13 protein-coding genes are annotated in these 14,404 nt (G+C 37.1%); all 13 read right to left on the bottom strand.

All coding sequences use genetic code 11. The features are described 5' to 3' along the window. Positions 1 to 28 precede the first annotated feature (28 nt). The 13 genes from LBYS11_RS21815 to LBYS11_RS21875 all read right to left on the bottom strand — a co-directional run bounded on the left by LBYS11_RS21815 (position 29) and on the right by LBYS11_RS21875 (position 14,343). Positions 29 to 862 carry an SDR family oxidoreductase gene (locus LBYS11_RS21815; protein WP_103118980.1) on the bottom strand — a complete coding sequence of 278 codons (834 nt, stop codon included), beginning with the start codon at positions 860 to 862 and terminating at the stop codon, positions 29 to 31. Next, positions 855 to 1,877, bottom strand: a complete 1,023-nt coding sequence (locus tag LBYS11_RS21820; RefSeq protein WP_103118981.1) for a zinc-binding alcohol dehydrogenase family protein — start codon at positions 1,875 to 1,877, stop codon at positions 855 to 857. Before LBYS11_RS21820 ends, LBYS11_RS21815 begins: the two co-directional genes overlap by 8 nt. Positions 1,878 to 1,886: 9 nt before the next feature. Continuing rightward, on the bottom strand, positions 1,887 to 2,951 hold the full coding sequence (gene uxuA, locus LBYS11_RS21825) for a mannonate dehydratase (protein WP_103118982.1): 1,065 nt from the start codon (positions 2,949 to 2,951) through the stop codon (positions 1,887 to 1,889). A 13-nt stretch (positions 2,952 to 2,964) separates the two neighbouring features. After that, positions 2,965 to 3,585, bottom strand: a complete 621-nt coding sequence (locus tag LBYS11_RS21830; protein ID WP_066037922.1) for a bifunctional 2-keto-4-hydroxyglutarate aldolase/2-keto-3-deoxy-6-phosphogluconate aldolase — start codon at positions 3,583 to 3,585, stop codon at positions 2,965 to 2,967. Positions 3,586 to 3,597: 12 nt separating this feature from the next. Next, positions 3,598 to 4,551 (bottom strand): sugar kinase, encoded by a 954-nt coding sequence (locus tag LBYS11_RS21835; RefSeq protein ID WP_054549722.1) that lies wholly within the window; start codon positions 4,549 to 4,551, stop codon positions 3,598 to 3,600. A 183-nt stretch (positions 4,552 to 4,734) separates the two neighbouring features. Beyond that, positions 4,735 to 6,084: a TraB/GumN family protein gene (locus tag LBYS11_RS21840; RefSeq protein ID WP_233732238.1), complete on the bottom strand. Its 1,350-nt coding sequence runs from the start codon at positions 6,082 to 6,084 to the stop codon at positions 4,735 to 4,737. A 222-nt stretch (positions 6,085 to 6,306) separates the two neighbouring features. Then, on the bottom strand, positions 6,307 to 6,999 hold the full coding sequence (locus LBYS11_RS21845; protein WP_048393950.1) for a stalk domain-containing protein: 693 nt from the start codon (positions 6,997 to 6,999) through the stop codon (positions 6,307 to 6,309). Between the two features lie 165 nt (positions 7,000 to 7,164). Continuing rightward, positions 7,165 to 8,835 carry a helix-turn-helix domain-containing protein gene (locus LBYS11_RS21850; protein WP_103118984.1) on the bottom strand — a complete coding sequence of 557 codons (1,671 nt, stop codon included), beginning with the start codon at positions 8,833 to 8,835 and terminating at the stop codon, positions 7,165 to 7,167. Positions 8,836 to 8,970: 135 nt separating this feature from the next. Then, positions 8,971 to 9,963 (bottom strand): ABC transporter substrate-binding protein, encoded by a 993-nt coding sequence (locus tag LBYS11_RS21855; RefSeq protein ID WP_048393947.1) that lies wholly within the window; start codon positions 9,961 to 9,963, stop codon positions 8,971 to 8,973. A gap of 310 nt (positions 9,964 to 10,273) precedes the next feature. Beyond that, positions 10,274 to 10,774, bottom strand: a complete 501-nt coding sequence (locus tag LBYS11_RS21860) for a VOC family protein (protein ID WP_103118985.1) — start codon at positions 10,772 to 10,774, stop codon at positions 10,274 to 10,276. 272 nt (positions 10,775 to 11,046) lie between these two features. Then, positions 11,047 to 12,339 (bottom strand): CitMHS family transporter, encoded by a 1,293-nt coding sequence (locus tag LBYS11_RS21865; protein ID WP_054549726.1) that lies wholly within the window; start codon positions 12,337 to 12,339, stop codon positions 11,047 to 11,049. Positions 12,340 to 12,666: 327 nt separating this feature from the next. After that, the gene (locus LBYS11_RS21870) at positions 12,667 to 13,626 is read right to left on the bottom strand and encodes a tripartite tricarboxylate transporter substrate binding protein (RefSeq protein ID WP_199768285.1); all 960 of its coding nucleotides are present in this window, start codon (positions 13,624 to 13,626) and stop codon (positions 12,667 to 12,669) included. 39 nt (positions 13,627 to 13,665) lie between these two features. After that, a complete protein-coding gene (locus LBYS11_RS21875; RefSeq protein WP_054549728.1) occupies positions 13,666 to 14,343 on the bottom strand; it encodes a response regulator in 678 nt (225 codons plus the stop codon). Positions 14,344 to 14,404: the final 61 nt, after the last annotated feature.

Genomic DNA, 14,404 nt, shown 5'->3' on the forward strand with positions numbered 1-14,404 from the left:
CCCCTAAATTTGAAATAAATCCCCTTTGTTAAACGCCTGAATAAGCCATAAATCCACCATCAACAGGAATTGTTACGCCAGTGACAAATGCTGAGTATGTATCATCAGCTAAAAATAATAAAGTTCCTAATAAATCTTGTGGTTTTCCAAAACGCTTTTGTGGTGTAGCTGTAATGATTTTTTCTGAACGTGCAGTTAATGAACCATCTTCTGTTAGCAATAAATTACGGTTTTGTTCGGTAATAAAAAATCCAGGTGCAATGGCATTAACACGTAAACCTGCTTCTGCAAAATGCACCGCCATCCATTGCGTAAAGTTATTAATCGCTGCCTTTGCCGCGCTATATGCAGGCACTTTTGTCATAGGGGCATAGGAACTCATGGATGAAATATTAATAATCGTCCCCTTCGTTCTCAGCAATGCTTCACCAAAAACTTGGGCAGCCAAAAATGTTCCTGTAAAATTATTCGAGAATACGCTTTCAAAACCACTTGGTGTTAATTCAAAGAAATTTGGTGTAGTCGATTGTTCTTTATATACTTCATCAGCCGTAATGGCATCTGGATGATTGCCGCCCGCTCCATTAATCAGTACATCAATTTGACCATATTGCTGTAAAATTGCTTGTCTCGCTGCTATTAACGACTCTTTGTTTAAAACATCCACAGAAAAATTAATTGCTTCTCCGCCATTTTCTGTAATCGATCGGACGACTGCTTCTCCTTTTTGCGCCGTACGATTTAAAATAGCAACTCGCATACCTTGCCTAGCCAATTCTATTGCCATCTCTGAGCAAAGAACTCCACTACCACCCGTTACAACAGCCACTTTATTTTGCAATGCTTCATGCACCTTACTCACCTACTTTTAAAATAACTTTACGTACTTCATTTTGGTTTTTTTCTATATATTCAAATGCTTCTTTTGCTTCATGTAATGAGAAAGTATGTGAAATTAAACCTTGATGCTGTAGCTTTCCAGCATCAACAAGCTTCACTACATTTTCAAATTGGAATGTTTGTAAACGTGAGCCTTTTATCGATAATTCCTTTTTCGTAATTGGTAGTGGGGCAAGCTCAATGGCTTCCTCTCCAAAGCTAAGGACTACTACTCTCCCAGCAACTGAAACAGCATCGATAGATTGCTTAAATGTTAGTGGAATACAAACTGCATCAATAGATACATTGACACCTACTCCATCTGTCCATTGGTTAACAGCCTCTAATAAATCTTGCTCGTTTACATTAACAACTACATCTGCACCAAGTTCTTTTGCAAATGAGAGCTTTGCTGGATCCAGATCAGAAATCATCACGCGTGCATCTATTAATTTAGCCATCTTTAAAATACAAATGCCAATCGGTCCGGCCCCTTGAATCAATAGTGTCTCACCAGCCTGTAATTCACCACGATATACTGCCTGCGCGCCAATTGTATAAGGTTCAATTAAGACTGCCTCTTCTAAAGAAGTGTGGTCTGCTACTTTATGCAATTGCTTTTCAGCTACAACAAAACGCTCACGCATGCCTCCATCTTCATGAACACCAAAAACAGAAAGTTGTTCGCAGACATTTGGTTGTCCTTTACGGCAAGCATAGCACTCACCACAATAACGAATTGGTTCGACTACAACCTTGTCACCAGCTTTTAAACCTTGTACGTCTTGACCAACCTCTAACACTCGGCCAGCAACTTCATGCCCAGGTACACGAGGCAATGTCGCTAATGGATTCGAGCCATGATAAATATGCATGTCTGAGCCACAAATACCAACATATTCTGTTTGAACAAGGACATCTGTTGACTTTGTTATTACTGGTTCTGCTACGTCAATTAAAGCCATTTCAAAAGGTTTGATTACTTGTAGTGCTTTCATACACGTCACCTATTTCTTCAGATTTTCATAAGCATCCCAAAGTCCATTTAAATACATAATGCCAAGTGCTCGATCATATAAGCCGTAGCCTGGACGACATTGTTCTCCCCAAATATGACGACCATGATCTGGACGTACATAACCTTCATAGTTTTGGTCATTTAATGTACGTACAATATTTTTAATATCGATTGAACCATCCGATGTAAAATGTGATGTTTCAAAGAAACTACCATTTTCCATAATCTTGACATTGCGGATATGAGCAAACGGAGCACGATATGCATATTTTTCAGCGATGGCTACCATATCATTTTGTGGGTCTGCTCCCATTGAACCTGAGCAGAACGTAAAGCCATTTGCCATGGAATCAGAGATTTTAATTAATTTTTCATAGCTTTCTGCTCCTGTAATAATGCGAGGTAAGCCAAAGATTGAATACGGTGGATCATCTGGATGAATCGCCATTTGAATACCTACCTCTTCCGCAACTGGTAAAATAGCTTGTAAGAAGTAAGTTAAGTTATCCCAAAGTTTAACTTCATCTACTTCTTTGTACTGCTCAAATAATTCTGAAAGTCGAGCTAATCGTTCTGGTTCCCATCCTGGAAGGGTTAAATCCGAAGATGCGCTTACTTCATTCACCAGTTCTTGTGGATCTAAGTTCATGACCTTTTCCTTATCAAAATAGAGAGCCGTTGAGCCATCTTCTAATGGATGGAATAAATCTGTACGTGTCCAATCAAATACGGGCATGAAGTTATAGCAAATAACTTTGACACCCACTTCACCAAGGTTGCGAATAGATTGTTTATAGTTTTCTATATATTGATCACGTGTTGACAATCCTAATTTAATATCTTCATGGACATTGACACTTTCCACGACATCTGTATGGAATCCGAACGATTGAATATAGTCAACTTCATCTTGAATAGCCTCTTTAGTCCATACCTCTCCTGCTGGTAGGTGATGGAGTGCCCAAACAATACCTTTTACATTTGGTATTTGCTTCACATCTTCTAATTTCACTGTATCATTGCCACGACCATACCATCTAAATGTCATATTCATACGTCATTACCTCCTAGTTTGATAGATTTTCGATATATGCTTTGGCACGTTCCACTACACCTGCATAGCCATCTTTTACAAATGCTTTATTTAAATCACTTCCAATCCCAACTGCAACTGCGCCTGCTTCTAACCATTCATTCATATTAGCCAAACCAACACCACCTGTAGGCATAATTGTGATATGTGGTAGAGGCCCTTTAACGGCTTTAATAAAGTTTGGTTCAAATTGATTTCCCGGGAATAGTTTAATAATGTCACTTCCACCTTCAAGTGCTGTCACCATTTCTGTAATGGTCATACAGCCTGGTAAATATGGAATGCTATAGCGATTGCAAAGCCTTGCAATTGCAGCGTTGTAGCTTGGACTAACAACAAATTTAGCACCGTTTAAAATCGCGTGGCGTGCAGTTTCAACATCCAATACTGTGCCAGCTCCAATTATTGCATCGCTATTGCGTAATGCTTTAAAAGTTTCTTCAACAAAAGGCGTTGTATACGTTATTTCAATTGCTCGAATACCACCTGAGATAGCACCTTTTGAAATTTCCGTCGCTTCTTCAGGTGAATTCCCACGAATAACAGCTACAATTTTCGCATCTGACAACGCTTTCAAAATTTCGATTTTTTGCATTCCTGACAACTCCTAACGCTCAATTAGTTTTTCATCACCAATAAATTGCCTTAATTCTTGCAGGGATGGAAGCCCTTCATTATCTCCTTTAATTGTTGCTACCAATGCACCTGCACCATTAGCTAAACGGAGGCGTTCTACGATATCATCACCATTTAAATAGCTATAGACATAGGCAGCATCAAATGCATCCCCTGCTCCAACTGTATCAATGGCACGAATGGAAAATGCTTCTCGATCATACTGTTCAGTGGCTGTATAAACCGTGGCGCCTTGTTCACCTTTTTTCACAATAATTTCATCTATTTTATAACTCTCTTGAACGTCTTTAATTGTACGCCCTTCAAATAAAAGCTCAAATTCATCCTGTCCTGTTAACAGAAGATTGATAGATGGATACACTTTTTCGTATACCGCTCGGGCATCTTCTATAGTCCATAGTTTTAAACGTAAATTTGGATCAAAAGATATTGGAATATTTTTCGCCTGTGCTAAAGTAATTAATTTCAATGCAACTTCAATGTTATGTTCACATACCGCTAAATACACGCCGCTAATATGTAATAAGTCCACATCATCCAGTACTGACTCATCAATACGATCTTCTGTCAGCTCAAGTAAAGGTGATGGGTTGCGGTAGTAAAACGATTTACCTGCACCGTCTTCCCGAATCTCCTTAAAATAGATAGATGTTGGAATATGTGGTGTTCGTAAGACATGTGATACATCAATCCCTTCACCACGCGCAAAGTTATAAATTAATTTGCCAAATTCATCGTCTCCAATACAACTAATCCATTTTGCTTCCATATCTAAACGCGTAACACCTATCGCAAAATTTAATTCTGCACCACCCACAGCTCGCTCAAAGGAAGGAACGAAACGTAGAGGACCTGTCTTAGATGGATTAAAAACGACCATTGCATCCCCAATCGTTGCAATTCGTTTATTTCTCAATATGTTCATCCCCTTCACAAGTAAAACGTTTTAGTAAAACGTTTTACTAATACTAACACGATTTTTTTTACGTTGCAACAATAATCCGATTATTTAGATTGTTAGGGTCATATGACCATTATTGTCTTACATGCATAAAAAAACCTCGTAAAAGACAGAAAATAATCTATCCTTTTACGAGGGCAATCTATTTTATTGATAAAATGGCTTTACCTTGTAGCCGTTTTTCTCTAAATGATAGCGAATATTTTTATCGATTAGGAAGTGACCTGAACCAACAACAACAAAGTACTTACCTTCTTTTTCTTCCAGTACATTCATGATTTTCTTGGCCATTTGTTCATCACGTAGACCAAATAGCATTTCATTAAATTCAGATGATGTACCTTCCATTGCTTGGAAGCTTTTTGCAAACTCTTCAACATTCCCTTGCTTCCAGCTTGTAAACCACTCTTGAAGTACTTCAGATTGATTTTCTTCCGCTGGATGAATGATACTATCCAGTACAGCGACTAATGACTGCTCCTGTGCCTCTGGTGATAATCCTTCAAACATATCAACCTGTGCTCTTGTACCTTCTAATTCAATCACTGGCTTTTGTTGCAACTGTGCATTTAATAAAAAGTAGACATCGATACCGTGCATAGCCATCTCTTGAGGTGTCATACCAAAGGAATCGTCCATAGCTAGCATCGATAATGCACTCGAAAGCATCCACGGCTTTTGAACTGTTAGCTGGTCCATTGGCAGATCATAAAGCTTTGCCACTTGTTCAAGCTTCGCATATGTTTCTGGTGCAACAGCATCTTTCAATGTTGAGCCATCTGTATACATTGCTTTCTCTGAATAGTATTCAAGTGCTTCCGTATCCAAGATATTCGCCTCTACTAGCAGTGCATCAGATTCATCAAATGCCGTTACTAATTTTTTATCGAATGGATATAAGTCTGGTGTTCCTAAATGAATAGAGCCTAATAAGTAGATAAGCGTATCCTCGTCCTCTACTACCCAGGCCACCCCTTTAGAGCCTTGCTCTGCAAGTGCATATGTACTCTGAATGAAACGAACAGCTAGCAAAACAGCCTGTTGAGTGGTTGCCTTTTTCTCTAACTGAAGTCCATTGGGAGAGCCTTGTAATATATTTTGCTCTTTCATAAATTGAACAGCATCTGTACCAACAGGTAAATCATACCGTGCTACAATATTATACAAGCGATTGACAATATCACCACGTGTATTATTGTTTTTCACACTTACTGGTTTGTATTGTTTATTTTCAGCTAAGCCTAGAGAGGCAACCTTCTTTTCTGTTAAAGCTAGTAGTTCATTTACTTTGTCCACTGGAATTTCCTGAAGAAAACCATCGAAGTACCATTCAGTTGAGTAAATCCCGTATTTTTCGCCCTCATTTAATGTTTCTATTGCCCATTCGCTTATCGACGGTACTAGGGGTTTTTTTTGCTCTTCAGCATGAATCACAGGGACAACTGTCGTCAGCATTAATGAGGCACCAAGCAACGCTGCACTCGTTCGTTTCATCATCTTTTTCATCAAATTCTTTTCTCTCCCTTTTCCTATTTTATGTATAAGTATCGTATGAAATTATACCATATACTATCCAACTATTTTATAAGTAAAAGTGTAAATATTTACAAATATGTATTGACATTTCTCTATTTTGAAATAGTTATGAAGAGGTCAAATTTAATAAGACGATGACAAATTATTATGTCATCGTCTTTTTCGTTTATTAGTAGAGAAGGTTTATTGAATAAATTTAGGATCTAATATACCTAAACCACTGCCTTCAAGTTCAAACTTCACTTTTGAAACTCCATCTAAATTAACATGAACCTTTACCTTATCTTTGATTGCTCCACTATCATAAACTAATTTCCCATCTGCGTAAATTTTCAAGAAACCTATACCGAAGGAATTAGCTGCTAATTTTTTAATTGGTGCCAAATAGGTTTCGAATCCCTTGTAATTTCCATTGGCTAAGTATTCCACTGTATGGTCTTGAACTGCGCCTCCCCCATGATAACCACCAAGCTGATAGGATCGCTCAAATTTTTCACCTGTACTAATAATGACAGAGCTTGGATTGTGGAAAAAGTGGTCTTCATCACTTCCAATAGGTTTTACATCTTTTAAAGCGATGAATTTTGGAACATCACCAATATAAACGGATTTTGTTTTCCCATCCCATGTTACTTTTTCACCTAAAGATTCAGCAATAAATCGCATTGGGACATATATCGTGCCTTGATAATTAAATCCAGATTGACCTTCTGGCGGTACTTTCTCAACCTTATCTACATAATAATTAATTGGATCCTGAAACACGCTAATCTTTTTCATGTCACTTGCTGCTTCCGTTGTTGAAAAGTAGGTAAAAGTCAAACCTCCTACTATAAAAAACCCTAAGTAACTAGTTATTATAAATAGCTTTTTCATAAAATCACTCCTTAAAATAAACATAGATATATGTAATTATACCAGAAATTTCATACAGCCTTTAAAGATTTTTATATCAGGATATTTTTTAAATTTATTTGTGAGCAATTATACGATTAATGGCAAAAACTCAATCCAATTAATGGATCGAGTTTTACTTTTTAATTATCGAATAACTTTCTTCTTAAAAATAGACGGTAGAACCTCTAATAACCGTTCACGTGTAATGGGATCACAATGATTCCATGTAAAGTCTATGAAATGAGTCTTACCAGGAGCTAGCTCGATTAACGTGGCGATTTGTGGGCAGTGAGTAATCGTCAGTAATTCTTGGGGGGAAGCCAAAATAAAATTACGCTCTCCAGCATAGTGATTTATTTGATGCTGCTGAATTTCTATCCATGCTTGCCCTTGCTCGATTAGCTGCATTACCTGAGGAGTAGGACGAAAGCCAAGAGATTCATACAAGCTTGCAGCCAATCCAGTCTGACACATAACATAATATTTAGTATCTAACTTGAGATAAACAGTAGCCGTCTCCCCAGCAACATAAACATCTGCTAATTGCCTACGTACCAATCTTACTTTGTTCTCATATGTAGAAATCCACTTCTCTGCCGCTTTACTCCGTTCAAATAGTTTAGCGATATATCGTAACCGCTCAAATAGACTAAACTTGCTATTCAGTATAATAGTAGGAGCAATCGCATCTAGTTTCTGCAAATCATGTTCAGGATGAAAATAGCTAAGCAATAATACCTCTGGCTGCAGCTGTGCGATTTTATCCGGATCTACCCAATGCCCAATACTATGAATGTTCCTTAATTTATTGTGATAAACCACGTTATCTTTCATGATTGAGATGGCCGCCCCTATAGGAGGTATGCCTAGAACAAGTAATTCCCCAAGTGTAAATTTGCCATCAGTCACAATACGTGTTGCATCTTTAGGAACATGAATCTTTCTACCAAATGAATCGATAACTGTTCTTTCTGGAGTATGAAGTTGAATGTTTGCATATTCACGTGGGGTGTTTCCGGTTAATTTATGAAAGCATCGACTAAAATAATATTCATCCTTAAACCCAATTTGTCGAGCTATTTTTCTCAATGGCTCAGTTGAATTACTTAGAATTTTTTTTGCCTGGTTTATACGTACATGAGTCAAATAATCCGTCGGCTTTTTACCGGTCAATATTTTAAACTTTTGACTATATTGCCATCTTACCATTCCAGCCATGTTAGCTAATTGTTCAACTGTCAAGTCCTCATCATAGTGCTGTTCTATGTACTGTACAGTTTGTTGAACCAATTTTGTCTTTTCTTCGTGCTGTAACTGGTTAGCTTGTTCATCTAACTGAACCATCATAGCTAGTATTTGCTGAAGTCTACCTTGCAACATGGCCATTTCTAATGTGGATAGAGAGGAACAAAATTGATTATTGTTCGATGCTTCATTTCCTAATACCTGCTTGACTTGAGAAAACAACAGATGATAGGGATAACCATGAAGCAGGGGTGGATGAGCAATTCGGTTCAAAGTCATTCCTTCTACTTCAAAGGTTTCAAAGGTAAAGCGAGCAAGCTGTGCCTCTTTGTTACTTGACTCTACCGTGTAGCTTTGTATAGGCAAAATGAGCGTACAGCTTCCTTGTCGTAGATCGATTGCCATTTTGTCTACATACAGTCGTATGGCAGGACTGAGTGCTATCAATAATGTGCATAAATTTGTTTCATGATTATTTATTCCCTCATTATGGCTAGTAGCTGACATTAATCGATCAACTCGAAATCGATCATAGTGTTGTAGTCTAATATATAAGGATGTCAGATTCATAAGCAACTCTCCAAACATTGAAAATGATTCTCATTATCGTCATTGTAACATATAATGACCCACTATCAACGATTGTTCGAGTATGTGCTATTTAGAATACTAGCGGTTTAAAAATTGATTGGACGGATACAATTTTTACTGTTTGCGCATCCACTCTGGTAGCTTTTGGAACAATTGCTTCAAAGCTAATAAATTATCTGTATTCCATTCATTAGGAACAACATAAACTTTTCCCTTTTTGACAGCAGGCAAAGTTCCCCATATCGGGCTTTGTAGCAGCCGATCAGCTTCTGCTTCACTTTCACTATCCTCTTGTACAATTACAAACAAATGATCACCAGCAAACTCAGGAAGCACCTCTTCGGAAACCTCTAGGAAAGATACCCCTTCTACATCAATAATATTCTTTTGTACTGCTGGTGGGACAGCAAAGCCATTTTTCCCATAAATAATAGCACCTAGGCTACGATCACCCATAACATAAAGCGTCTTTCCTAGCTGATAGAAAACTGTTGCGGTTTCCCCTTCTGTTAATTGAAACTTGTCAAACATTTCTTTAGACTCTGTTTCAAACTTAGCAAGCAATTGAGCTACTTCTTCCTGCTTATCTAGGATATTCCCCATCTCTTTTACTCGTTCTGTATAAGGAAGAGCAGGATTAAAGGGAATCGTAGTAGCGATTTTTGACAATTCTTCATTAAGATTTGGATCCGCCTTGTAATAGCCATTAATAATCAAATCAGGTTTTAAAGTCAAAATCGTCTCTAAGTCAGCAGGATTACCAATATCAACTATCCCTTCAAGTTTGCCTTCATAGTAACTAGGAGAATCTTTAGGAAGATTATTACCAACAACGGGAATATCCATCGCCAAGAAATCACCAATTGTCTGACCAATATAAACGACTCGTTTTGGATTTGCAGGTATTTCAACCTGTTCACCTGTAATCGTTGTATATTGAACAGTTGACTCACTTTCCTCTGCTTTCACATCAGATTGAGTTATTTTCTCGTTTTCCTTTTTCTGCGCATCAGATGTGTTGCCATTAGAACTACATGCCGCTAATATCATTAGCAACAGGAGGAAACTCCCCCATAGTATAATTCTCTTTCCTATATATTGCTTCATATTTGTTGCCCCTTTCAGATTTACCTTTAATTGAAAATGATTATCATTTACAGAGTTATTATAGATTTTATGAAAGGGCGAAACAATGAAAAAAACGCAATAATTTATTTGGATAAATGTCAATAATCAGGATTATGAATGCCTTTTGGTTTTTTTAGTGAAGAATTATTCATTTTAGGGTTTATTCTATTTCGACTATATGATCAATTAGAATCTCAAGAGAGAAAATGGGGAAATGTAAGCATAAGTATTAGCTCCCTATAGAAAAAAAGAAACCATTTCAGTGGTTTCTTTTCATATTAACAAGCTGTTAATTACTATTCAATTTGATTTCTTCAGCGAGCTCTAAAATAATTCCTTCTGGCCCACGAACGTAGCATAGTTTATAGGCGTTTTCGTACCTATAAATGTCACTAATAAGTTCTGCGCCCTTCTTTGTCAATTTGTTAACGAGGGCTTCAATATCTTCAACATTGAAGGCAATATGCTGGATACCCAAAGTATTTGCTAAAGGATGCTGGATGCCTATTTCATTTGATGGCGCGTTAAATTTTACTAGTTCAATATTCGTCTCACCGTCTGGCGTTCGCAGCATTACTATTTCTATATTTGCGTAACTATCTGACGTTCGCAATTTTGCAACGTCCTCTTTTATATCTTGAAGCCCTATTACCCGCTCCATCCTCTTCACCCATTCACCCTCCACTTTTCCTTCCCCTAACACCTCAAGGCCAAAGTCAAGAAAAAATGCTTTCGCTGCAGGAAGATCATTGACGATTATCCCCACATGGTCAATCTTACGGATTTTCATATTTCAAACCACCTTTCTCCTATTTGAATAATTTCTTTTTAATTGCAGAATCCTAAGTCTTAATTATTTTTATCGTATATGATGATTGTCCTTTTTACGAATAAAAACGCTTTAAAACCCCTTTCTGAAACATCCTTCTAAACAATTTTTAATTTATGGCGGGTACTCGAATAAGAATAGAAAAAAAGAAGCCCATTAAAATAGGCTTCTCTTACACTTATAAATAAAGGATTTTTACTAGGTAATCTTTTTCACCCCATGAACCGTAGCTTTTAAAGGGGGAAAATCCCCAACACTACACAGACAATAATCATGACAATTGTAGAACCGAATGCCCACTTTAAGAAGATACGTTGTAGTGTTCCGAAATCCTCTCCAACCATTCCTACTAATAAATACGTAGAGGGAACAAGCGGACTTAGAAGGTGTACTGGCATACCTAAAAGAGAAGCTCTACCGATTAGGGCTGGATCAATGCCATATACTGCTCCTGCCTTTGCAAGTAACGGCAGTACTCCATAGTAAAAAGCATCATTAGACATAAAAAATGTAAAAGGTGCGCTGAGAATGGCTGTAACAACAGCAAAATGAGAACCCATTGCATCTGGAATATAATGAATCACTGAGTTTGCCATTGCATCTACCATTGATGTACCTGAAAGAATGCCTGTAAATATCCCAGCTGCAAAAACCATAGAAACAACAGATAATGCATTGTCAGCATAATTCGCAACACGTTCCTTCTGATCTTTCAATTTTGGATAGTTTACAGTAATCGCAATCGCAAAACCAAGCATGAATAATGCAACAGGTGGTAATAACTCCATAATTAACGCTACTAAAAGAACAATTGTCAAAGTATAGTTAAAGATAATTAGTTTTGGACGTTTCAAATAGTCATCTTCGACTGTAGCAGCAGACTGAGCTGCCGCTTCATAATCATATTCTATAATACCAATCCGCTTTCTTTCCTGTCTTCCGAACGTAAATGCCATGAACAGAACAAAGATAGCCCCGCCAATCATCGCTGGAATCACTGGTGTAAAAACCTCAGACATTTCCAGATTCAAGGCTGTCATAACCCTTGCTGTTGGTCCTCCCCAAGGTAGAAGGTTCATCACACCCGAAGCTGAAACGGCAATACCAGCTAATACAATTGGTCGCATGCCAATTCTTTTATAAAGCGGTAGAAAGGCAGAAATAGTAATCATGTATGTTGTCGTACCATCACCATCTAAAGAAATAAAAAGGGCTAATACGGCTGTTCCGATAGCAATTTTTACAGGATCCCCTTTTACTAGCCTAAGAATCGTTTTAATGATTGGATCAAATACGCCAGCATCGATCAAAATACCAAAGAAAAGAATTGCAAATAAAATCATAATCCCTGTTGGAGCGACACTTTTAATCCCATCCAACATCATAGGTCCCATTTCACTTCCGAATCCACCAATAACTGCGAACGTAATTGGCACTACAATTAATGCAATCATTGCTGTAAGACGGCCCGTCATAATCAAAATCATAAATACTATTATCATTAAAAAACCTAAAATTGCTAGCATAATACTCCCCCCAAATGCTTTGTGAAGTTATTTATCAATTCGTTAAATAACTAATTTTCCGAATATTACACCTTATAATAAATTAACATCGACCAAATGTAATCGTTTACAAATTAATGTTTATTAATTTCTTTATAGCTATTTTGTACATTTTGTTCACGAAAAGCATTGTATACCTGTCTATTTTTGATAAACAAAAAAGAGGCTAACCTTGGACTATGTATTCTCTCCACCATCGTATAAGACGATAGAAAGGAAAACACATAGATCTCAATAGTCAACCTAATAAAGCAAATATATTACTATGCATAATAAGAATAAATTTACTCAGTAAATCTCCAATAATTTCTCATATTTCTTATTTTCATCATCAAGAAATCTAGATGTATCTCTACTGTTCATATAAAAATCTTCCCACATATACGTCTGCAAAGTTTGTTTCCATTCTATAGTTTTGACCATTTTTGCAAATGTCGTCTCCCAAAATTCGATTTCCTTTTTTGACATATTAGGTGGTCCCATAATACCGCGCCAGTGTTTAAAAACTACATCTATTCCCTCTTCCTTCCATGTAGGAATTTCTGGGAGCTCCTTTAAACGTTTCTCCGAGGAAATGACAAGCAATTGTACCTGATTCAAATCATAATATTTTTTAGCCTCGGACAAAGTCATCGTTGCCACATCTATTTGCTTTTTTAATAATGCATCAACAACTTCATCACTATTCTCATAAACTAAAAAATCTAGTTTTTCAGGATGCACTCCTGCCTGTTTACTCGCTAATACAAAAGAAATTTGATCATCATTGCCTAATCTCGGAGAAACTCCTATTTTATACGCTTGAGGTGTTTCTTTGAGCTCTTCCATTAAACCTTTTGCACTTTTTATTTTTGAATCCTTGGAGACAATTACGACATTCCATTCTGTAGCCAAAGTGGCAATGGGTGTAAAATCTTTGTAGGTTAGCTTACTTTGCCCCAACAAATGATTGGTAATGAGTAAGCTTGAATTCATTGCTAGCACATGTTTTTTTTGTTGTTTAGTATATTTCCATCCTAGCTCTCCACCAGCACCTATTTTATTCAGTACATGAATATCCTCATCAATCAAATTGTTACTCAGTAAAATATCCTGTATGGCTCTTGCTGTTTTGTCCCAACCTCCACCAATAGAGCTTGGGGCAATGAATGTTACTGTATCTGTTATTGCTTCATGCCCCTCATCTTGTGAACAACCAAAGCAAAGCATGACAACAAGCACGAAAATAAACATTATTTTTTTTCTCATTGTTCATCCCTTGTCCTTATTTTTAAGTTAACCTTGTTGTTATTCTTTATAGTAATATTTCCTCTCAGGCCTTCCAACAACTCCATATTCATGTTTTGCCGTACAGACATCAATTGAAACAAGAAACTCTAAATACCTTCTAGCAGTTGTTCGAGATGCACCGATTTGTTCACCCATCTCCTCGATGGAAATACCACCTTTTAGTTCCTTCATTACCTCTTTCACTTTTTCTAAAGTATGACGATCAACACCTGAAGGTAAGTCTTTTTGAGATGAGGACAATTGATTGGCAACACCAAAGTATTGATCAATCAATGTTTGGTCGACCTCATCACGATGACTTAGAAGTTTTTTCTTTTTTTTATATTCTTCCACCGCTTCAACAAATTTCTCCATTGTCACAGGCTTCAACAAATAGTTACTCACACCATATCTAACTGCCGTCTCCAACATCGTTTTTTCTGTTGCAGCAGTCACTATAATAATATCGATTGTTGGATAATGATCGCGAATTTTTGCTAACAAATTTGTTCCAAGATCATCGGGCATATAGATATCCAAAAAAAGCAAGTCAACTTCATATTTCTCTAGTATGTCCATCGTTTCCTTTGCATTCAATGCCTTCTGAACAACCTTTACATCTGGTACCTTATGCAAAAACTGTTCTTGCACTTGTGCAATACGAAAATCATCTTCAGCAATGACAACCTTAATCATTTTTCCCCTCTCCTTCTTTTATCTCCCTGTGCTGACATTTAGAAACCCGACTTAAAGGGAA

Origin of the sequence: Lysinibacillus sp. YS11, assembly GCF_002896375.1 — a bacterium.
GTDB classification, from domain to species: domain Bacteria; phylum Bacillota; class Bacilli; order Bacillales_A; family Planococcaceae; genus Lysinibacillus; species Lysinibacillus capsici.